Annotated in this window: 17 protein-coding genes; 14 read left to right on the top strand and 3 right to left on the bottom strand. The window is 71.2% G+C overall.

Translation table 11 applies throughout. The annotated features are described in order from the left end of the window. Window positions 1–142 precede the first annotated feature (142 nt). The 10 genes from ruvC to ABD466_RS04685 all read left to right on the top strand — a co-directional run bounded on the left by ruvC (window position 143) and on the right by ABD466_RS04685 (window position 11,685). Window positions 143–655: a crossover junction endodeoxyribonuclease RuvC gene (ruvC, locus tag ABD466_RS04640; protein ID WP_344655654.1), complete on the top strand. Its 513-nt coding sequence runs from the start codon at window positions 143–145 to the stop codon at window positions 653–655. Between the two features lie 36 nt (window positions 656–691). Continuing rightward, window positions 692–1,318: a Holliday junction branch migration protein RuvA gene (gene ruvA, locus ABD466_RS04645; RefSeq protein WP_344655655.1), complete on the top strand. Its 627-nt coding sequence runs from the start codon at window positions 692–694 to the stop codon at window positions 1,316–1,318. An 84-nt stretch (window positions 1,319–1,402) separates the two neighbouring features. Next, window positions 1,403–1,879 (top strand): hypothetical protein, encoded by a 477-nt coding sequence (locus ABD466_RS04650; RefSeq protein ID WP_344655656.1) that lies wholly within the window; start codon window positions 1,403–1,405, stop codon window positions 1,877–1,879. A gap of 120 nt (window positions 1,880–1,999) precedes the next feature. Further along, window positions 2,000–3,013 carry a Holliday junction branch migration DNA helicase RuvB gene (ruvB, locus tag ABD466_RS04655; RefSeq protein ID WP_344655657.1) on the top strand — a complete coding sequence of 338 codons (1,014 nt, stop codon included), beginning with the start codon at window positions 2,000–2,002 and terminating at the stop codon, window positions 3,011–3,013. A 293-nt stretch (window positions 3,014–3,306) separates the two neighbouring features. After that, window positions 3,307–3,735, top strand: a complete 429-nt coding sequence (yajC, locus tag ABD466_RS04660) for a preprotein translocase subunit YajC (RefSeq protein WP_344655658.1) — start codon at window positions 3,307–3,309, stop codon at window positions 3,733–3,735. 206 nt (window positions 3,736–3,941) lie between these two features. After that, window positions 3,942–5,864: a protein translocase subunit SecD gene (gene secD, locus ABD466_RS04665; protein ID WP_344655659.1), complete on the top strand. Its 1,923-nt coding sequence runs from the start codon at window positions 3,942–3,944 to the stop codon at window positions 5,862–5,864. Continuing rightward, the gene (gene secF, locus ABD466_RS04670) at window positions 5,864–7,039 is read left to right on the top strand and encodes a protein translocase subunit SecF (protein ID WP_344655660.1); all 1,176 of its coding nucleotides are present in this window, start codon (window positions 5,864–5,866) and stop codon (window positions 7,037–7,039) included. The genes secD and secF overlap by 1 nt, the downstream gene beginning before the upstream one ends. A gap of 30 nt (window positions 7,040–7,069) precedes the next feature. Beyond that, window positions 7,070–7,651: an adenine phosphoribosyltransferase gene (locus ABD466_RS04675; protein WP_344655661.1), complete on the top strand. Its 582-nt coding sequence runs from the start codon at window positions 7,070–7,072 to the stop codon at window positions 7,649–7,651. Between the two features lie 548 nt (window positions 7,652–8,199). Next, window positions 8,200–10,602, top strand: a complete 2,403-nt coding sequence (locus tag ABD466_RS04680) for a RelA/SpoT family protein (RefSeq protein WP_425558533.1) — start codon at window positions 8,200–8,202, stop codon at window positions 10,600–10,602. An 87-nt stretch (window positions 10,603–10,689) separates the two neighbouring features. Next, window positions 10,690–11,685, top strand: a complete 996-nt coding sequence (locus ABD466_RS04685) for an RpnC/YadD family protein (RefSeq protein WP_344655662.1) — start codon at window positions 10,690–10,692, stop codon at window positions 11,683–11,685. A gap of 24 nt (window positions 11,686–11,709) precedes the next feature. On the opposite strand, the gene ABD466_RS04690 is transcribed toward ABD466_RS04685, so the two are convergent. From ABD466_RS04690 to ABD466_RS04700, 3 genes are all read right to left on the bottom strand, one after another. Continuing rightward, window positions 11,710–12,264, bottom strand: a complete 555-nt coding sequence (locus ABD466_RS04690; protein ID WP_344655663.1) for a hypothetical protein — start codon at window positions 12,262–12,264, stop codon at window positions 11,710–11,712. A 190-nt stretch (window positions 12,265–12,454) separates the two neighbouring features. Continuing rightward, window positions 12,455–13,699 carry a DUF349 domain-containing protein gene (locus ABD466_RS04695; protein ID WP_344655664.1) on the bottom strand — a complete coding sequence of 415 codons (1,245 nt, stop codon included), beginning with the start codon at window positions 13,697–13,699 and terminating at the stop codon, window positions 12,455–12,457. Window positions 13,700–13,918: 219 nt separating this feature from the next. After that, complete coding sequence (locus tag ABD466_RS04700) at window positions 13,919–14,782, bottom strand: peptidylprolyl isomerase (protein WP_344655665.1); 864 nt, start codon at window positions 14,780–14,782, stop codon at window positions 13,919–13,921. A 205-nt stretch (window positions 14,783–14,987) separates the two neighbouring features. On the opposite strand from ABD466_RS04700, the gene ABD466_RS04705 reads away from it, so the two are divergent. The 4 genes from ABD466_RS04705 to ABD466_RS04720 all read left to right on the top strand — a co-directional run bounded on the left by ABD466_RS04705 (window position 14,988) and on the right by ABD466_RS04720 (window position 19,570). Beyond that, window positions 14,988–15,683 (top strand): MBL fold metallo-hydrolase, encoded by a 696-nt coding sequence (locus tag ABD466_RS04705; protein WP_344655666.1) that lies wholly within the window; start codon window positions 14,988–14,990, stop codon window positions 15,681–15,683. A 17-nt stretch (window positions 15,684–15,700) separates the two neighbouring features. After that, on the top strand, window positions 15,701–16,963 hold the full coding sequence (gene hisS / locus ABD466_RS04710) for a histidine--tRNA ligase (RefSeq protein WP_344655667.1): 1,263 nt from the start codon (window positions 15,701–15,703) through the stop codon (window positions 16,961–16,963). Continuing rightward, the gene (gene aspS, locus ABD466_RS04715) at window positions 16,960–18,732 is read left to right on the top strand and encodes an aspartate--tRNA ligase (protein WP_344655668.1); all 1,773 of its coding nucleotides are present in this window, start codon (window positions 16,960–16,962) and stop codon (window positions 18,730–18,732) included. Before hisS ends, aspS begins: the two co-directional genes overlap by 4 nt. A 79-nt stretch (window positions 18,733–18,811) precedes the next feature. Next, window positions 18,812–19,570 carry an SseB family protein gene (locus ABD466_RS04720; protein WP_344655669.1) on the top strand — a complete coding sequence of 253 codons (759 nt, stop codon included), beginning with the start codon at window positions 18,812–18,814 and terminating at the stop codon, window positions 19,568–19,570. Window positions 19,571–19,574: the final 4 nt, after the last annotated feature.

Here is a 19,574-nt window from a genome sequence, read left to right on the forward strand (position 1 = left end):
CCGCGATCCGCACCGCGAACAGCGTTGGAACCAAGCCGGGCCCACCCCACGCGGCCCGGCTTCGTCGTTCCTGTCCTCCGGCGCCGCTAGGCTTCGGCGGAAGGGAACTGCTGTTTCAGACATCGTCGGAGGTCGGGCGCGCGTGCGGGTGCTGGGGGTCGATCCGGGGCTGACACGCTGCGGCGTGGGCGTCGTCGAGGGGACGGCCGGACGCCCGCTGACCCTGGTCGGGGTCGGCGTCGTGCGGACTCCCGCCGACCTGGACCTGTCCCGCCGGCTGCTGTTGATCGAGACCGGGCTGGAGGAGTGGTTCGAGGCGCACCGCCCGGACGCGGTGGCCGTCGAGCGGGTCTTCAGCCAGCACAACGTGCGCACCGTCATGGGCACCGCCCAGGCCAGCGCGGTGGCGATGCTGGTGGCGGCGCGCCGCGGGCTGCCGGTCGCGCTGCACACCCCCAGCGAGGTCAAGGCCGCGATCAGCGGGTCCGGGCGGGCCGACAAGGACCAGGTGGCGGCCATGGTGGCGCGGGTGCTGCGGTTGGCCGAGCCGCCCAAGCCGGCCGACGCCGCCGACGCCGCGGCGCTGGCGATCTGCCACATCTGGCGCGGCACGGCCCAGAACCGGCTCGCGGCGGCGATCGCGAAGCAGCGGTGAGCCCATGAGCACGACCAGCACAGTGAGGAGTGGCGTGTGATCGCCTTCGTGTCCGGCCCGGTGGCCGCGGTGACCCCGTCCAGCGCGGTGGTCGAGGTGGGCGGTGTCGGGATGCTCGTGCACTGCGGGCCCTCGACGCTGGCCGCTCTGACCGTCGGGGAGCCGGCCAAGCTGTTCACCGCGCTGGTGGTGCGCGAGGACTCGCTCACCCTCTACGGCTTCGCCACCGACGACGAGCGCACGGTGTTCGAGCTCCTGCAGACCGCCAGCGGCATCGGCCCCAAGGTGGCGCAGGCCATGCTCTCGGTGCACGCCCCGGACACGCTGCGGATGATCTTCATGACCGGCGACGAGGCGGCGCTGACCCAGGTCCCCGGCATCGGCAAGAAGGGCGCCCAGCGGCTGCTGCTGGAGCTCAAGGAGCGGCTGGGGCCGCCCAGCGGCGCGGTTCCCGGCCAGGTGCAGAACGGCTGGACCCGCGCCGGCCTGGGCTCGTGGCGGATCCAACTGCTGGAGGCGCTGACCGGCCTGGGCTGGTCGGCGCGCGAGGCCGACGACGCGGTGACGGCGGTCGCGCCGCTGGCCGCCGAGCAGGAGGCGGCCGGGCAGACGGTGCAGCTCGGGCCGCTGCTGAAGGCGGCGCTGCGGACCATGAAGAAGTAGGCGGGCGAGGACGCGCCCGGGACGCGGGTCGAGCGGGTGGAAGGCGAAGCGGCGGACGGCGAGCGGAGACGGACGATGGGGCGCGTGGCACTGTACGACGCGGTGACGATGGACGAGGTCTGGACCCTGATGGAGGCCCAGTCCGCGCGGTCGCTCGTCTTCGACGTCGAACCCCTGGTGGCGATCTGGGGCACCGACACCGTGACGCTGGACTCCGGCGTCGTCGAGACGCTCCGCCGCCTGGGCCGGGTGCCGGGCCGCGAGGTGGTGCTGTTCTCGACCAACTCGGCGCGGCGCCCCACCGTGCTGCCGGGCCTGCCGGACGCCCGGGTCGGCTACCGGTCCTCGGCGGTCAAGCCCTTGCGGACCAAGGAGTACCGTGATCTGCCCCGTCCCGGCCTGGTGGTGGGCGACCAGCTGGCCACCGACGGCGCGCTGGCCTGGCGCCTCGGCTTCGACTTCGTGCACTACCACCCGCCGCGCGACTGGATCCCGCCCGGCCCGCGCCTGATGATGGCCCTCGGCGAGCTGCTCAGGCCCCTGCTGTTCCGGGCGGCCTGAGCCCGCCCCCGCGCTCCGTCGGCGGGGCCTGGCAGGATGGACGGGTCCCGCCTCCCGACCTCGCTCCGTCCGTCCGACCACGTCCAGCCCCCATCGAGCCCAGCCAGGAGAACCGCCGCCGTGGAACAGGAAACCGAACGCCTCGTCTCCGGCGCCGCCGTCACCGGCGACGCCGAGGAGCAGGCGGCCGAGGCGGCGCTGCGGCCCAAGCGGCTGGCCGAGTTCGTCGGGCAGCCCAAGGTCCGCGACCAGCTCTCGCTGGTGCTGGACGCGGCCCGGCTGCGCGGGGCGGCCCCGGACCACGTGCTGCTGTCCGGACCGCCCGGCCTGGGCAAGACCACGCTGTCCATGATCATCGCCGCCGAGCTGGCGGTGCCGATCCGGATCACCTCCGGGCCGGCCATCCAGCACGCCGGCGACCTCGCGGCCATCCTGTCCTCGCTGGCCGAGGGCGAGGTGCTGTTCCTCGACGAGATCCACCGCATGTCCCGGCCCGCCGAGGAGATGCTGTACATGGCGATGGAGGACTTCCGGGTCGACGTGATCGTCGGCAAGGGCCCCGGCGCCACCGCGATCCCGCTGGACCTGCCGCCGTTCACGCTGGTCGGGGCCACCACCCGCTCCGGACTGCTGCCGGCCCCGCTGCGGGACCGCTTCGGGTTCACCGCGCACCTGGAGTTCTACGGCCCCGAGGACCTGGAGCGGGTGGTCAACCGCTCGGCGCGGCTGCTGGGCGTGCGCATCGACCCGGACGGCGCCCGGGAGATCGCCGGCCGCTCCCGCGGCACCCCGCGCATCGCCAACCGGCTGCTGCGCCGCGTCCGGGACTACGCCGAGGTGAAGGCCGACGGCGGGGTGACGCTGGAGGTCGCGCGGGCCGCGCTGGACGTCTACGAGGTCGACGAGCGCGGTCTGGACCGTCTGGACCGCGCGGTGCTGCACGCCCTGCTGAAGCTGTTCGGCGGCGGCCCGGTCGGACTGTCCACGCTGGCGGTGGCGGTGGGGGAGGAGGCCGAGACGGTCGAGGAGGTCGCCGAGCCGTTCCTGGTCCGCGAGGGCCTGCTGGCCCGCACCCCGCGGGGGCGGATCGCGACCTCCGCGGCGTGGGCGCATTTCGGGCTCAGTGCCCCGTGACCGGGTGATCCCGTCCGCGATGCGGACGAGATCGGGCAGATTCGGCGAATCGCCGACGATTCCTCCGCCACAGCGCCCCCATCAGGCAACTCGCCTCTCGCCGGCCCCAGCCGGTTCACAAGTTCCGGATGATTTCGACTACGTTAAGTCACGGGAACCGTCCGCGGGCCCCGGACCGTTGTTCGGGGCGTACCGGCTCGCATAAACTCCCGCGAGTCGGGCGGTGCCCCCCACCGCCTACCAGCGACCTCCCGGCCCCGCGCCGGCGGTCTAACCAAGGACCAGCGACACTTATGGGATCTCCCGTCTTCCTGATCTGGATCGTCCTGATCGGGGCCATGTTCTACTTCATGATGATCCGCCCGCAGAAGCGCGCCCGGCAGAACCAGGTGGACATGCTCCAGCACCTGCAGCCCGGTGCCCAGGTGCGGACCACCGCCCAGATCATGGGCACCGTGGTCGAGGTCGGTGACGACTGGGCCATCGTGGAGACCACCCCGGGGACGCGGATCAAGTTCGGCAAGCCCGCCATCGTCGGCATCATCATGCCGGACGAGGAGGAGGACGCCCCCGCGCCGGGCGGCATCGGCGACGCGCCGGCCGCCGAGGCCGACGCCGAGGACGGCGTGAAGGCCGACGCGCGGGACGTGACCCCCTCGGTGCAGGACGCGGTCCCCTCGGAAGTCGCGTCCGAGGAAGCCGAGCCTGTCGCGAAGCCGTAACCCCCGCCTCAAGGAGGCTTCACAAGACAGAGGGTTTCCTCAGCGAAAACCTGTAAGGTCGCACCGCCGCCACGGAACGTGAAACCGGGCCGAGGCGGCGGGCGGCGTGGGGTGTGACCGACGCCCCGGCCGGCACACGACACGACACGAAGAGACGGACGAATCCCTTGGCCGGATCGAAGGCTCCGCGGTCCCGGAACCGCAAGATGAGCCCATGGACCCCCCTGACGGTGCTGGCCGCCTTGATCATGGTGCTGGGTGGCACCATGATCGGCACCGGGCACCGCTCGCCGCAGCTGGGTATCGACCTGGCGGGCGGCACCACCATGACGATGACCGCCAAGGGCGGCACCCCGTCGGCCGGCGACATGGACACCGCGCTGCAGATCATGCGGAACCGCGTCAACGGCCAGGGCGTGTCCGAGGCCGAGGTGACCAAGCAGGGCAGCTCGGCGATCCAGGTCGACCTCCCCGGCAAGAACTCCTCGGAACTGCTGAAGCAGCTGGGCCAGACCGCGAAGCTGTACTTCCGGGTCGTGGTGCCGCAGACCGCGCTGTCGCAGTTCGGCGTGGCGCCGCGCACCACGGTGGCGCCGCAGCCGGCCGTCCCGCCGACGACGCCGACGAGCAGCCCCTCCGGTTCGGCCACGCCCTCCGGCGCGGGGACCCCGTCCGGCTCGGCCACCAAGCCGAGCGGCACGCCGTCGTCCTCGGCCACCACGAAGGCGAGCACGCCGTCCGCCACCGCCACCGGCACCCAGCACCGGGTCGCCGACGCCGGCCTGAAGGCCGCCGACGCGCCGACCGCCACGCCCACCGGCGGCGCCACGCCGTCCGGCACGGCCTCCGGCGGCGCCACCGCGAGCCCGAAGAGCTCCGGCGCCTCCGGCTCCGCGACGCCGTCGTCGAACCCGTCCGCCCCCACCACCCCGGCCGCGCCGAGCTCCTCGGCCCCGCCGGAGAAGTCCCCGGACGGCACGGTGAAGGAGCAGTCGCCGAGCGCCAAGGCGCTGCAGCTGTACAGCACCATCAACTGCACCACCCCGCCGACGGACCTCGGCAGCCTGTTCGCGGCCAACCAGTGGGCGGTCGGGTGTGACTTCACCACCCACCTGCCCTGGCTGCTGGCGCCGGCCGACGTCGACGGCAAGGACCTGACCAGCGCCTCGGCCAACCCGGAGCAGACCGGCGGCTCGAACGCGGTCCTGACCGGGCGCTGGGAAGTCGACCTGTCCTTCAACAGCAAGGGCGCCAAGGACTTCGGCGCCGTCACCACCACGCTGTACCAGAACCAGGGCATGTTCGCCGTCGACCTGGACGGTGTGGTCTACAGCGCGGCCACCGTGCAGAACCCGATCACCGACGGGAACGCCCGGATCACCGGCACCTTCACCCAGTCCCAGGCCGAGAACCTGGCCAACGTGCTGAAGTACGGTTCGCTGCCGATCACCTTCGAGCAGGGCGACGTCTCGCAGGTGTCGGCCTCGCTGGCCGGCAACCAGCTCACCGCCGGCCTGATCGCCGGCGGGATCGGCATGCTGCTGGTCATCGCGTACCTGGTGGCCTACTACCGGGGCCTGTCCGTCGTGGCCGTGGCCTCGCTGCTGATCTCCGGGATCCTCACCTACTCGCTGGCCACCCTGCTGGGCCCGGCGATGGGCTTCCGGCTCTCGCTGGCCGGCGTCGCCGGTCTGGTCGTGGCCATCGGCATCACCGCGGACTCGTTCGTCATCTACTTCGAACGCCTCCGCGACGAGGTCCGCGAGGGCCGCTCCCTGCGCACCGCCGTGGACCACGGCTGGACCCGGGCCCGCCGCACCATCCTCTCCTCGGACTTCGTGTCCTTCCTGGCCGCCTTCGTCCTGTACGAGGTCTCGGTCGGCACGGTGAAGGGCTTCGCGTTCACGCTGGGCCTCACCACTCTGCTGGACATCCTCGTGGTGTTCATGTTCACCAAGCCGATCGTCACCCTGCTCGCCCGCCGGAAGTTCTTCGCCGACGGCCACCCGTGGTCCGGTCTGGACCCGAACCGCCTGGGCGCCAAGAAATCCCCGGGTCTGCGCCAATCGATCGTCGACCGCCGCGCCGCCGCCCGTCGTGAGGGCTCTGCGGAAGGGATGGAAGCCTGATGTCCGCCTCCAACAGCTGGGGCAACCGCCTGTACCGCGGCGAGGTCTCCTACGACTTCATCGGGAAGCAGAAGCGCTGGTACACCATCTCCGGCGCGCTGCTGCTCGTCTCGGCGGTGGCGCTGCTGGTGCTCGGGCTGAACTTCAGCCTGGACTTCCGCGGCGGGTCGCAATTCGACGTCAAGTCGGCCACGGCCAGCACCGAGACGATCAAGAGCAGCGTCGCCGGGATCGTCAAGGACCCGTCGGTCCAGACTTCGAACAGCGCCAAGGACGGCCGGCACATCGTGGTCAAGACCACGCCGCTGAACGCCGACGAGCAGGACAAGGTGCGCACCGCGGTGGCCGCGCACGCCGGAGACGGCGTGAAGCCCACCGACGTGTCGGTGACCGCGGTCTCCGGATCGTGGGGCCATGAGATCACCGACAAGGCGATCACCGGTCTGATCATCTTCGTGGCGCTGGTGATGCTGTACCTGGCGGTCTTCTACGAGTGGAAGATGGCGCTGTCCGGCATCATCGCGCTGGCCCACGACCTGGTGATCACCGCCGGCATCTACGCCCTGGTCGGCTTCGAGGTCTCGCCGGCCACCGTCATCGGCTTCCTGACGATCCTGGGCTACTCGCTGTACGACACCGTCGTGGTGTTCGACAAGGTCCGGGAGAACACCGCGGGCCTGGGCACCAGCAAGACCGACCAGAGCTACACGCAGGCCGCCAACCTGGCCGTCAACCAGACCCTGATCCGCTCGCTGAACACCTCGCTGATCGCGCTGATCCCGGTGGCCGCCCTGCTGCTGGCCGGCACCACGGTCAGCGGCGGTGCGGGCGTGCTCCAGGACCTGGCGCTGGCCCTGCTCGTCGGTATCGCGGTCGGCACCTACTCCTCGATCTTCATCGCGACGCCGCTGCTGGCCGACCTGAAGGAGCGCGAGCCGGACATGCGAGCGCTCAAGCGCAAGGCGGCCGGCGCGCAGGCCAAGGCCGCGGCCCGGGCCGAGCGCACGGTGCCGGTGCAGGAGCGCGTGCCCGGCTCCTTCCTCGGCGAGGGGGGCGACGAGCTCGGGGACGTGGCCGAGGCCGGCTCGGCGCGCGGGGACGTCCCGCGCGGGCCGCGCAACCAGCCGGTGCGCGGCGACCGCGGGCGGAACCGGCCCAGCGGCAAGCGGCGCTGAGACGTTGAGAGCGCGGGGTAAGCTCACCCGGTGAGCTTCCCCGCACCTCCCGGTGGCGGGGACCTTCCGGAACGTTCCGTTCTGGACCAGGTCCTCGCCACTCGCATTCTCGACGTCCTGGACTATCCGAAGCCGGGCATCGTCTTCAAGGACATCACGCCGCTGCTCGGCGACCCCACCGCGTTCGGCACCGTGGTCGGGGCGATGGCCGAGCAGGTGCGGGCGTCGGGGGCCACGCGCATCGCCGGCCTGGAGGCCCGCGGCTTCCTCCTGGCCGCCCCGGTGGCGTTGGCGGCCGGCGTCGGGTTCGTGCCGGTGCGCAAGGCCGGCAAGCTGCCGCGCGCCACCTACCGTGAGGACTACGCGCTGGAGTACGCGACGGCGACCATAGAGGTGCACCGCGACGCCTTCGTGCCCGGCGAGCGCGTGATGATCGTGGACGACATCCTGGCCACCGGCGGCACCGCGGTGGCGGCCGCGAAGCTGGTGCGGGACGCCGGAGCGGTGCCGGTGGGGTTGTCGGTGCTGATGGAGTTGGGCTTCCTAGGAGGACGCGAGCGGTTCGCGGCGTCCGCACCGGACATCGGGATCCACACTCTGCTCCTGGTGTGAGCTGGCGAATGCCGGAGTGGGAAACAATGTCTATACAGCGGTCGTTACACTGGGCACACCCACAGACGTGAGAGGGGCCGCGCTTGGCGACGAAGGAGCAGGTCGGGACGACGGCCGGATCCGGTGCGGGCGGCGAGGACGCCGCCGTGCGGGGACCGGCGGCCGGTGGGAACGATGCTGCTGCGAAGTCCGGCCGAGCGAAGGGCGAAGCGGCGTCCGGTGGCGACCGGCGGGGATCCGGCCGGCCGGCCGGTGGGGCGAACGCGGGTGCTGCCCCCGGCGAAGGTGACGGAGAGCGTGGTGCCGGCGCTTCCGGCAAGTCTGCTCGCGGCCAGTCCGGCGGTTCGAGCCGGGGCGCCGAATCCGGTGGCGGTGCGGGAGCCGGAACCGGCTCGCACGGCCGGTCCGGTGGTGCTGGAGCCGGTGCGTCCGCTGCCCCCTCTGCCTCCCCTGAGTCCGCGCCTCGCGGCGCGCAGTCCGGCGCTCCGGCCGCCGCGGCGCCGTCCGCCCCCTCGGTCATAGCGGCCCGGTCCGCGCCCGCCCCGTCGGTGTCCAAGGCCCAGCCCTCCGGGCAGGCGCCCAAGGCCCCCGCGGCCGTGCCCGCGCTGCCGACGGCCCCGCCGGTCCCGGCGCCGTCCGCCGAGGCCGCCCGCACGGGTCCGTCGCGCCCGAGCTCCAGCCGGGTCCGCGCCCGCCTGGCCCGTCTGGGCAGCGCCCGCAGCGGCGGCCCGCCGCAGGTCCTGGAGCCGCTGTTCAAGATCATCCGGGCCAACCACCCGAAGGCCGACCTGAAGCCGGTCGAGCAGGCCTACGCGATCGCCGAGCGGCACCACCGCGGCCAGCGCCGCAAGAGCGGCGACCCGTACATCACGCATCCGCTGGCGGTGACCACGATCCTGGCCGAGCTCGGCATGGACGTGCCGACGCTGTGCGCCGGGCTGCTGCACGACACCGTCGAGGACACCGACTACACGCTGGACATGCTGCGCGCCGACTTCGGCGACACCATCGCGCTGCTGGTGGACGGCGTGACCAAGCTGGACAAGGTGAAGCTGGGCGAGGCCACCCAGGCCGAGACCGTGCGCAAGATGGTCGTGGCCATGGCGCGCGACATCCGGGTGCTGGTGATCAAGCTCGCCGACCGGCTGCACAACATGCGGACCATGCGCTACATGAAGCGCGAGAGCCAGGAGCGCAAGTCGCGCGAGACCCTGGAGATCTACGCCCCGCTGGCGCACCGGCTGGGCATGAACACGATCAAGTGGGAGCTGGAGGACCTGGCGTTCGCCATCCTCTACCCCAAGATGTACGACGAGATCGTGCGCCTGGTCTCCGAGCGCGCGCCCAAGCGCGAGGAGTACCTGAGCCAGGTCATCGACGCGGTGCACACCGACCTGCGCGAGGCCAAGATCCGGGCCACCGTCACCGGCCGGCCGAAGCACTACTACTCGGTCTACCAGAAGATGATCGTGCGCGGCCGCGACTTCGCCGACATCTACGACCTGGTCGGCATCCGGGTCCTGGTGGACTCGGTCCGCGACTGCTACGCCGCCCTCGGCGCCATCCACGCGCGGTGGAACCCGGTCCCCGGCCGGTTCAAGGACTACATCGCGATGCCGAAGTTCAACATGTACCAGTCGCTGCACACCACGGTGATCGGGCCCGGCGGCAAGGCGGTGGAGCTGCAGATCCGGACCTTCGCGATGCACCGGCGGGCGGAGTACGGCGTCGCGGCGCACTGGAAGTACAAGGAGGACGCCGTCGAGGGCGTCCGCAAGCCGTCCAACGGCGCCGGCACCAACCCCGGCGGCGACATGGCCTGGCTGCGGCAGCTGCTGGACTGGCAGAAGGAGACCGCGGACCCGAACGAGTTCCTGGACGCGCTGCGCTTCGACCTGTCCACCGCCGAGGTCTACGTCTTCACGCCCAAGGGCATGGTGATGGCGCTGCCGTCGGGCTCCACACCGGTCGACTTCGCGTACGCGGTGCACACCGAGATCGGGCACCACACGATAGGCGCCCGGGTCAACGGCCGCCTCGTGCCCCTGGACAGCAAGCTCGACAACGGCGACGTGGTGGAGATCTTCACCTCCAAGGCGCCGAACTCCGGCCCGAGCCGCGACTGGCTGTCCTTCGTCGCCTCCCCGCGCGCCCGCAACAAGATCCGCCAGTGGTACACCAAGGAACGCCGCGAGGAGGCGGTCGAGCAGGGCAAGGAGCAGCTGGCCAAGGCCATGCGCAAGCAGGGGCTGCCGCTGCAGCGCCTGATGACCTCCGAGTCCCTGGCCACCGTCGCCCACGACCTCCGCCACGCCGACATCAGCGCCCTGTACGCCGCCATCGGCGAGGGCCACGTCTCGGCCCAGCACGTGGTGCATCGCCTCCTGCACCTGCTGGGCGGCGAGGAGGGCGCCACCGAGGACCTGGCCGAGGCCACCGTCCCGGGCAACATCGAGAAGCTGTCCCGCCGCGGCCAGGCCCGCCCCTCGGGCGACCCCGGAGTCCTGGTGAAGGGCGCGGACGACATCTGGGTCAAACTGGCCCGCTGCTGCACGCCCGTTCCGGGCGACGACATCGTCGGGTTCATCACCCGCGCCTCGGGCGTCTCCGTCCACCGCGCGGACTGCTCGAACGTGGAGTCGCTGGCTGCGCAGCCCGAACGGATGGTGGAGGTGTCCTGGTCGCCCGGTGGGGCGTCCATGTTTCTCGTCGCGATCCAGGTCGAGGCGCTCGATCGGTCGCGGCTCCTCTCGGACGTGACGCGCGTCCTGTCCGACCAGCACGTCAACATCCTGTCGGCGTCGGTGACGACCAGCCGCGACCGGGTGGCGATCTCGCGGTTCACGTTCGAGATGGCGGACCCGGCGCATCTGGGCGCGGTGCTGAAGGCGGTGAAGGGCGTCGAAGGGGTCTTCGACGTGTATCGGGTGACGAGTTCGAAGCACAGCTGAGTGCGGAGCAGGGCTTAGCGCACACTTTCGAGTGAAATTCTGCGTTTGAGGACGATTCGCCTAGATGCGGATGGATAGAGTCCGACCATGGTCGGCTCCTCACACGAAGCGATGCATCGCATCTTTCATCACGACTCAGAGATGCTGGGGCGGACTTTTCGCGCGTTAGGGCTGGATATCCCGGCGCCGGACACGGTGGCCGTCATCTCGGGGGATGTCACGGAAATCCATCCTCTGGAGCGGCGCGTCGACACCCTTCTGCGCTGCGAGACGGCTGACGGAGCCGAGTACCTCGTGCTCGTCGAAGCTCAGCGCTCCTGTGATCCGGACAAGCTGTATTCGTGGATGTACTACCTGGCCTATCTGGCGGACAAGTATCGCCTGCCCGTCCTCCTGCTGGTGGTCTGCCACGATCGGCGCGTTGCGAAGTGGGCGTCGCAGCCGGTCAAGCGAGGGGTGGGCGACTGGGCGGCGCTGACGATGCGTCCGCTCGTCGTCGGGCCTCACAACGTGCCCCCGATCCGCGATGAGGAAACGGCCCGCCGAGACGTCCCGTTGGCGGTCTTTTCGGCGCTCACCCATGCGTATGACGAGGGTGTCGATGCGATACTGAGGGCGTTGGCATCGGCGCTGAAGTCCCTGGACGACCAGAAACAGGCCAACGACCTGGCCGAACTCACCCTCATCGGCTTGGATGACACTCCGGCCCGCGCGATTTGGAGGCAGATCATGGCCATTGACCTTTCCTTCTACCGATCGTCCCTCTCGCGGGAGCTCATCGCCGAAGGACGGCTTGAAGGGCGTGCGGAGGGGCGCCTTGAGGGGCGAGCCGAGGGACGCATCGAGGGGCGGGTCGAGGGACGCGTTCAGGGTCTCGCCGAGGGGCGCGACGAGGGACGTCGCGAGGGCCGGATCGACTCGCGTGTCGAGATGCTGCTCCGCTTCGTCATCACACGGGGCATCGCCCTGTCGGCCGAGCAGCGTGAACGTATCGAGGGATGCGCCGACCTCCGCCAGCTCGACATCTGGCTGGACCGGGTCCTCATCGCGACCACCGCCGCCGAGGTCTTCGACGCCGACTGATCACCCGTCGCCGACCGCCGGATCCTACGTGAACGTCGCCGTCCCGAAGCCGATCGCCCCGCCGAGCGCGAACACCGCCGCCGTCAGCATCAGGACCGCCAGCACGGTCCCCGTCGCGAGCGTCGAGAGCGCCACCCGCGCCGGCCAGATGTCCGTCGGGTGACGCGGGTCGTAGCGGATCCCGACCCGGCCGTCCGGCGACTCGCGGAACGTCGCCCGGCTTCCGACCCTCCGGGTCTCGCCGTGCAGGGTCGTGAACTCGTACACGCGGTGCAGGACGTAGCTCTCGTCCGACGGGTGCGGTGGCACCGTGTAGCTCTCGGAGGCCGCCACGCCCTCCACGACGATGGTGCGGCGCCATGCGGCCGGGTTGACGACGTAGTCCGTGCACAGCGCCAGCAGCATCCACGGGAGGCCGCCGGCGAGCACGGTGAAGCCACCCGTGACCACCCACAGCGCGGCCCGGGTGCCCTGTCCGGTGAGCAGCAGGGCGAGCAGCACCGCCAGGTACGCGGCGATCGCCACGATCAACCCCTTACGCGCCGGAGACAACGTCCGCGCCAGGACTCGCATCCGCACGTCGCACACCTTAGCGATCACAGCCACCGGGCAATAGCCCGATGGCTGAAGAGCCATGGCCCGCCAGGTGCCGCGGGAGCGGCCGCGTGGCCCGGACGTCGGGTTCCTCACGGCGCCCCGCGAAAACGTCCGGGCGCGCTCCCGTGGGAGGGCGCCCGGACGTCGTGGTTCACAGCCGGTTCCGCCGGCCTCAGCGGGTGAACTCCTCCAGCGCCTTCTCGGCTTCGGCCAGCCACTCCTGCCGGGCCGCGATGGACGCCTCGGCTTCGGCGGCCTTCTTGTCCTGGCCGGCCGCGCGGGCCTTCTCGGCCTGGGTCTCCAGCTTGGCGATCGCGGTGCGGAGCTGCTCCACGGTGGCCTCGGCGCGGGCCCGCTTCTCCGGGTCCTTCCGGGACAGTTCGGCGGCCTCGGCGTCGGCGATCGCGCGGTCCACGGTGTGGAGCCGGCCCTCGATCCGCTGGCGGGCGTCGCGCGGTACCGGGCCGACGGCCTCCCAGCGCTCGTTGATCGAGCGCAGGGCGACGCGGGCGGCGCGGTGGTCGGTGATCGGCAGGAGCGCCTCGGCCTCGGCCACCAGCAGCTCCTTGGCCGCCAGGTTCTCCCGCTCGGCGCCGCTGCGCTCGTCCAGCACCGCGTTGCGGGCCGCGAAGAAGGTGTCCTGCGCCGCCTTGAAGCGCTTCCACAGCTCGTCCTCGACGTCGCGCTGGGCGCGCCCGGCGGTCTTCCACTCGCCCATCAGGTCGCGGAAGCGGCCGGCGGTGGGGTTCCAGTCGGTGGAGTCCTGCAGTGCCTCGGCCTCGGCGATCAGCCGCTCCTTGTGCGCGCGGATCTGCACCCGCTGCTGGTCCAGCTCGGCGAAGTGCTGCTTGCGGCGCTTGGCGAAGGCCGAGCGGGACTGCGACAGCCGGTGCCACAGCTCGTCGTCGGTCTTGCGGTCCAGGCGCGGAGCGGCCTTCCACTCGTCCAGCAGGACCTTCATCCGCTCGCCGGCCACCCGCCACTCCGTGGACACCGCCAGCCGCTCGGCCTCCTCGGCCAGGGCCTGCTTGGCCGCGCGGGCGTCGGCCTGCTGCTGCTCACGGGCCGCCCGGTGCTCGGCGCGGCGCTGCTCGGCGAGCTCCACCAGGCCGTCCAGGCGGGCCAGCAGCCCGTCCAGGTCGCCGACCGCGGCGGCGCCGGTGATCTGCTCGCGGAGCTTGCCGATCTTGTCCAGGGCGTCCTTCGGGGACGGCGCCGAGGGCCCGGACTGCTTCAGCCGGTTGGCGATCAGGTCCACCTCGACCTTCAGGCCGTCGAACTTGCGCTGGTAGTAGGCCAGCGCCTCGTCCGGGGACCCCGCCGCCCACGAGCCGACCTGCCGCTCGCCGTCGGCGGTCCGGACGTAGACGGTGCCGTCCTCGGCGACCCGGCCCCAAGCCTCCGGTGCCTCGCCCACGATGAGCCTCCAAGTTCTCGAACCGGGTGTCTGCTGACGGGTCCGCCACATACACCTGCACGGATCCGGATCCCGGTCATCCAGTGGGACACAATAGCGCGGACCGTCCCGGGTGGGGGACGGCCCGCGTCACTCCCCACCCCACCGGCCCCCGATCCCGGCTCGGTCACGCCGAGTCCAGGACCGAGGACGCGGAGGGGCCCGGTGCGCCGAATCCGCCTACTTGATGGTCACGCTCTTGATGTCGGCAGGCAGCTTCGGGTGGCCGTCGCCGGCGTTGTTGCTGTCGTCCTCGCCGCCGGCCGCGATCTTGGTGACCACGTCCAGGCCGCCGGTGATCTTGCCCCACGGGGTGTAGTTGGCCGGCAGCTGGGTGTCCTTGTAGACGATGAAGAACTGGCTGCCGTTGGTGCCCGGGCCGGCGTTGGCCATGGCGATGGTGCCGGCCGGGTACGTGGCGCCGGTCAGGTTCTCGTCCTGGAACTGGTAGCCCGGGCCGCCGGAGCCGGTGCCGGACGGGTCGCCGCACTGCAGCACGTAGATGCCCTGCGTGGTGAGGCGGTGGCACTTCGTGTTGTCGAAGTAACCCTTCTTCGCCAGGTACTCGAAGGAGAAGGTGGTGTACGGCGCCTTCGTGGTCAGCGCGTCGAAGGTGAGGTCGCCGGAGCTGAAGTGGATCGTGGCGGTGTACGGCTTGGCCGCGGCGGCCGCGTCGTAGGTCGGCACGCCGACGTCCTTGGACGCCTGACCGGTCTTCTGGTAACCCACCTGCTGCGCGCTGGAGCTCGGGCTGGCGTCCGGGGAGCTGGGCGAGCTGGGCGCTGTGGAGGCGGAGGACGAAGCCGGGCTGGACGGGGAAGCCGGGCTGGACGGGGTGGAGCTCGCGGCCGGGCTCTTCTTGTCGTCGCCGCCGCTCTTCGTCACGAGCGCGACGGTGACCCCGATCCCGACGACCGCGACGGCGGCCACGATGGCCGTGATCTTGTTGCGCTTGCTGGCGGCCGCCTGCTGCTCCGCCAAGCGGGCCTGGACGCGCTCGTAGCGGGCGCGCTCCAGTTCGCGCTGCCGGTCCTTGCTGGTCACCGATTCGCCTCCGGGATGTGGTCGACCCTGTCGGCCAGGTCGTGTCGAGTGTCGGATATGGGGTGCTCGAGCTTCAGCGGGACAGTGTACGGTGCATTCCCTAGAAATCAGCTGTGAGCTTCCAATGAGTTCGCAAAGGGTCCGCCGCCCCCGGTAACCTGCGTAGGGAAAATCTCCTGACCGCTGACCGAAGTGTGGGGCGCGCGTGCTTGTCGCCGGATTCCCAGCCGGAAGCCTGGGTGCGAACTGCTATCTCGTGGCGCCCGGCGCCGGGGAGCAGTGCGTGATCATCGATCCCGGCGAGGACGCCGCCGCCGGCGTCGAGGAGGTGGTCCGGGAGCACAGGCTGCAGCCGGTCGCCGTCCTGCTCACGCACGGTCACGTGGACCACACCATGTCGGTCGTCCCGGTCTGCGGAGACTATGGCGTCCCCGCCTACGTGCACCCGGGCGACCGCGAGATGCTGACCGACCCGCAGAAGTGGCTGGGCATCGCGCCCGGCACGCCGATCTTCGGCCGGGTCGAGTTCGCCGAACCGGACGACGTCAGGGAACTGACCGACGGTGTGGTGCTGGACCTGGCCGGCCTGGAGATCACCGTCGACCACGCTCCCGGCCATACCAAGGGCTCAGTGACGTTCCGGACTCCCGGCCTGCAGGACATCCCCCACGTGCTGTTCACCGGGGACCTGCTCTTCGCCGGAGCGGTCGGCCGCTGGGACCTCCCCGGTGGCAGCCGCGACGAGTTGCTGGCGTCACTGGCCCGTGTCTGCCTGCCGCTGCCGGACGAGACCGTCGTCCTGTCCGGCCACGGCCCCCAGACCACGATCGGCCGTGAGCGCGCCACGAACCCGTTCCTGACGGAGGCGGCGCCGCCGTCGGTCAAACCCCGCGGCATGTAGGGATACCCACAGACATCATGAGCAAGTTCCAGAACGCGCCGGGCACCTTCGACCTCCTGCCTCCGGACTCGGCCGCCATCCTGGCCGTGCGCGACGCCATGGCCGCGCCGCTGCGCCTGTCCGGCTACGGCTACATCGAGACGCCCACGTTCGAGTCCACCGCGCTGTTCAAGCGCGGCGTCGGCGAGTCCACGGACATCGTCACCAAGGAGATGTACTCCTTCACCACACGTGGGGGTGACGAGGTCACCCTGCGCCCCGAGGGCACCGCGGCCGTGCTGCGCGCCGTCCTGCAGGCCAACCTGACCCGCGGCAGCCTGCCGGTGAAGGTCTGGTACTCCGGTTCCTTCTACCGCTACGAGAAGCAGCAGCGCGGCCGGTACCGCCACTTCTCCCAGGTCGGCGCCGAGGCGATCGGCGCGGAGGATCCGGCGCTGGACGCCGAGCTGCTGATCGCCGGCGACGACATCTACAAGAACCTCGGCCTGACCGAGTACAGCCTGCTGCTGAACTCCCTCGGCGACCAGAACTGCCGCCCGGCCTACCGCGCCAAGCTCCAGGAGTTCCTGCTCGGCCTGGACCTGGACGAGGAGACCCGCAGGCGCGCCGAGATCAATCCGCTGCGCGTCCTGGACGACAAGCGGGAGGCGGTGCAGAAACAGCTCACCGACGTCCCGCTGATCAGCGACAACCTCTGCGAGGCCTGCAAGGTCTACCACGAGGAGGTCCGGCGCCTGCTGACCGAGGCCGGAGTGGCCTTCGTCGACGATCCGAAGCTGGTCCGCGGCCTCGACTACTACACCCGCACCACCTTCGAGTACGTCCACAGCGGCATCACCGGCTCGCCGACCGCGATCGGTGCCGGCGGCCGCTACGACGGCCTGTCCGAGGAGCTCGGCGGTCCGAGCCTGCCGTCCGTCGGCTGGGCGCTCGGCGTCGACCGCACGCTGCTCGCGATGCGGGCCGAGGGGGTGCCGCAGCCCGGTGCCGACCGGCTCGACGTGTTCGCGGTGCCGCTCGGCGAGCAGGCCCGCGAGCGCCTGTTCAAGCTCGTCACCACCCTGCGCCGCTCCGGTGTCGCCGCCGACTTCGCTTACGGCAACAAGGGCATCAAGCCCGCGATGAAGGCCGCCGACCGCTCCGGCGCGCGTTATGCGCTGGTGCTGGGCGAGCGGGACATCGCGGAGAATGTCATTCAGATCAAGGAACTGGCCACAGGGGAGCAGGAATCCGTCTCCCTCACGGACATCCTCACCACGATTCAGGAGAAGTTGAAGTGATCCGCACCCATGAGGCGGGGACGCTCCGCGCGTCCGACGCCGGCACCACTGTCACGCTGGCCGGGTGGGTCGCCCGCCGGCGCGATCACGGGGGCGTGACCTTCCTGGATCTGCGCGACGCCTCCGGCTTCGTCCAGGTCGTGGTCCGCGAGAGCGAGTCCGTCCACGACCTGCGCAACGAGTACTGCGTCGTGACCACCGGCGAGGTCCGGGTCCGCCCCGAGGGCAACGCGAACCCGGATCTGCCCACCGGGGAGATCGAGGTCGTCGTCGACACCGTCGAGGTGCTCTCGCCCGCGGCGCCGCTGCCGTTCCCGATCGACGAGCACAAGAGCTCGAACATCAACGAGGAGATGCGGCTGAAGTACCGCTACCTCGACATCCGGCGGGAGCCGATGGCCCGGGCCCTGCGCATGCGGTCCAAGGCCACGAAGGTCATCCGGGACGTCATGGAGGAGTACGGCTTCCTCGATGTCGAGACCCCGACGCTGACTCGCTCCACCCCGGAGGGCGCACGTGACTTCCTGGTGCCGGTGCGCCTGCAGCCCGGCACCTGGTACGCCCTGCCGCAGTCGCCGCAGCTGTTCAAGCAGCTGCTGATGGTCGCCGGCCTGGAGCGCTACTACCAGATCGCCCGCTGCTACCGGGACGAGGACTTCCGCGCCGACCGGCAGCCGGAGTTCACCCAGCTGGACATCGAGGCGTCGTTCGTGGACCAGGAGGACATCCTCAAGGTCGGCGAGGCCGTGGTGGCCGCGGTGTGGAAGGAGACGCTCGGCGTCGACGTCCCGCTGCCGCTGCCGCGCATGAAGTACCACGAGGCGATGGCCCGCTTCGGCTCCGACAAGCCGGACCTGCGCTTCGGGCAGGAGCTCACCGAGCTCACCGAGTACTTCGCCGGCACCGAGTTCCGCGTGTTCCAGGCCCCCTACGTCGGCGCCGTGGTCATGCCCGGCGGCGCCGCGCAGACCCGCAAGGAGCTGGACGGCTGGCAGGACTGGGCCAAGGCGCGCGGTGCCAGGGGCCTGGCCTACGTGGTCATCGACGCCGAGACCGGCGAGCTGCGCGGCCCGGTCGCGAAGAACCTGTCCGAGGCGCACCTCGCGGGCCTGGCCGACAAGGTCGGCGCCAAGCCCGGCGACGCCGTCTTCTTCGCCGCCGGCAAGCGCACCGCCTCGCAGGATCTGCTGGGCGCGGCGCGGCTGGAGATCGGCAGGCGCGGCGGCCTGATCGACGAGGGCGCGTGGAAGTTCCTGTGGGTCGTGGACTTCCCGATGTTCGAGCCCATCGAGGACGCCTCCGGCGAGCAGATCGGCTGGCACGCGATGCACCACCCGTTCACCGCGCCGACCGCCGACTCGCTCGACACCTTCGACAAGGACCCCGGCTCGGCGCTGTCCAACGCCTACGACATCGTGGTCAACGGCACCGAGCTGGGCGGCGGCTCGATCCGTATCCACCGCAAGGACGTGCAGGAGCGCGCGTTCAACGCGATCGGGCTGACCGAGCAGGAGGCGCAGTCGCAGTTCGGCTTCCTGCTGGAGGCCTTCAACTACGGCCCGCCGCCGCACGGCGGCATCGCCCTCGGCCTGGACCGGCTGGTGGCGCTGCTGACCGGCGCGGACACCATCCGCGACGTGATGGCGTTCCCGAAGACCGCCACCGGCGGCGACCCGCTGACCGGCGCCCCGGCGCCGATCACCCCGGCGCAGCGCAAGGAGGCCGGTGTGGACGCCGTCTACGAGCCCAAGGGCGCCGCCAAGGCGTGATCCTGCGATTCCCGGGGCGGGTGCGGGTGATTCCGCACCCGCCTTGTCGTCTCTCTGCGAACCCTGATAAAGAGGGTTCATGGCAGCGGTGACCGAGGTTCTGGCGGACTACGCGCGGGGGCACGCCTCGCGCAGCGACGTTGTGCGGGCCTTGCTGGCGCACGACGGCTGGTACGCCCCGATGATGTGGCTCGACGAGGCCTTCCCGGAGCGCAAGGTCTACGACCGCATGATCCCCACCCCGGCCCTCGGCCAGGCGCCCGGCCCCGGCCGGCTGTGGCTGTTCACCGACGCCGACCAGGTCCAGGCCGCGATCGAGGCCGGCGGCGCGTTCGCCGCGGCCGGCGGCCCGGTGCCCGGCACAGAGGTGTTCGGCGCGCTCACCCGCGGCACGACGGAGGTCCGGGTGAACCCGGCCGCGCCGGCCGAGCAGGAGTGGCTGATGGGCGTCGACGACGAGCTGCTCGCGTACCTGGCCCGCTGGATCGACGCCCTCAAGGTCGAGACCGCGCTCGTGGACACCACCGACGACCTCGGCCCGCGCCTGGCGCGCTTCGAGCACTACGTGGTTCCCGTCGACGAGACCGGTCGCCCGCGCGTGGTCAGCATGGAGCACCCGCCCGGGAACTACGTCATGGCCTACACCGCGCCGGATCTGTTCATGGAGCACCAGAAGCGGGACGGCGGGGTCACCGGTGGGGCCGACATGGCCGCCGCCGCCCTGTTCCAGCTCGCGGACTACGACGGCGTCGACGGCGTCGTGCTGAACATGACGGAGACCGACTCCTTCGTCCTGCCCACCGACCTGTGTCAGGCCGTCCTCAAACTGACCGCTTAGTTAT

Source organism: Catenulispora subtropica, assembly GCF_039531675.1.
GTDB classification, from domain to species: domain Bacteria; phylum Actinomycetota; class Actinomycetes; order Streptomycetales; family Catenulisporaceae; genus Catenulispora; species Catenulispora subtropica.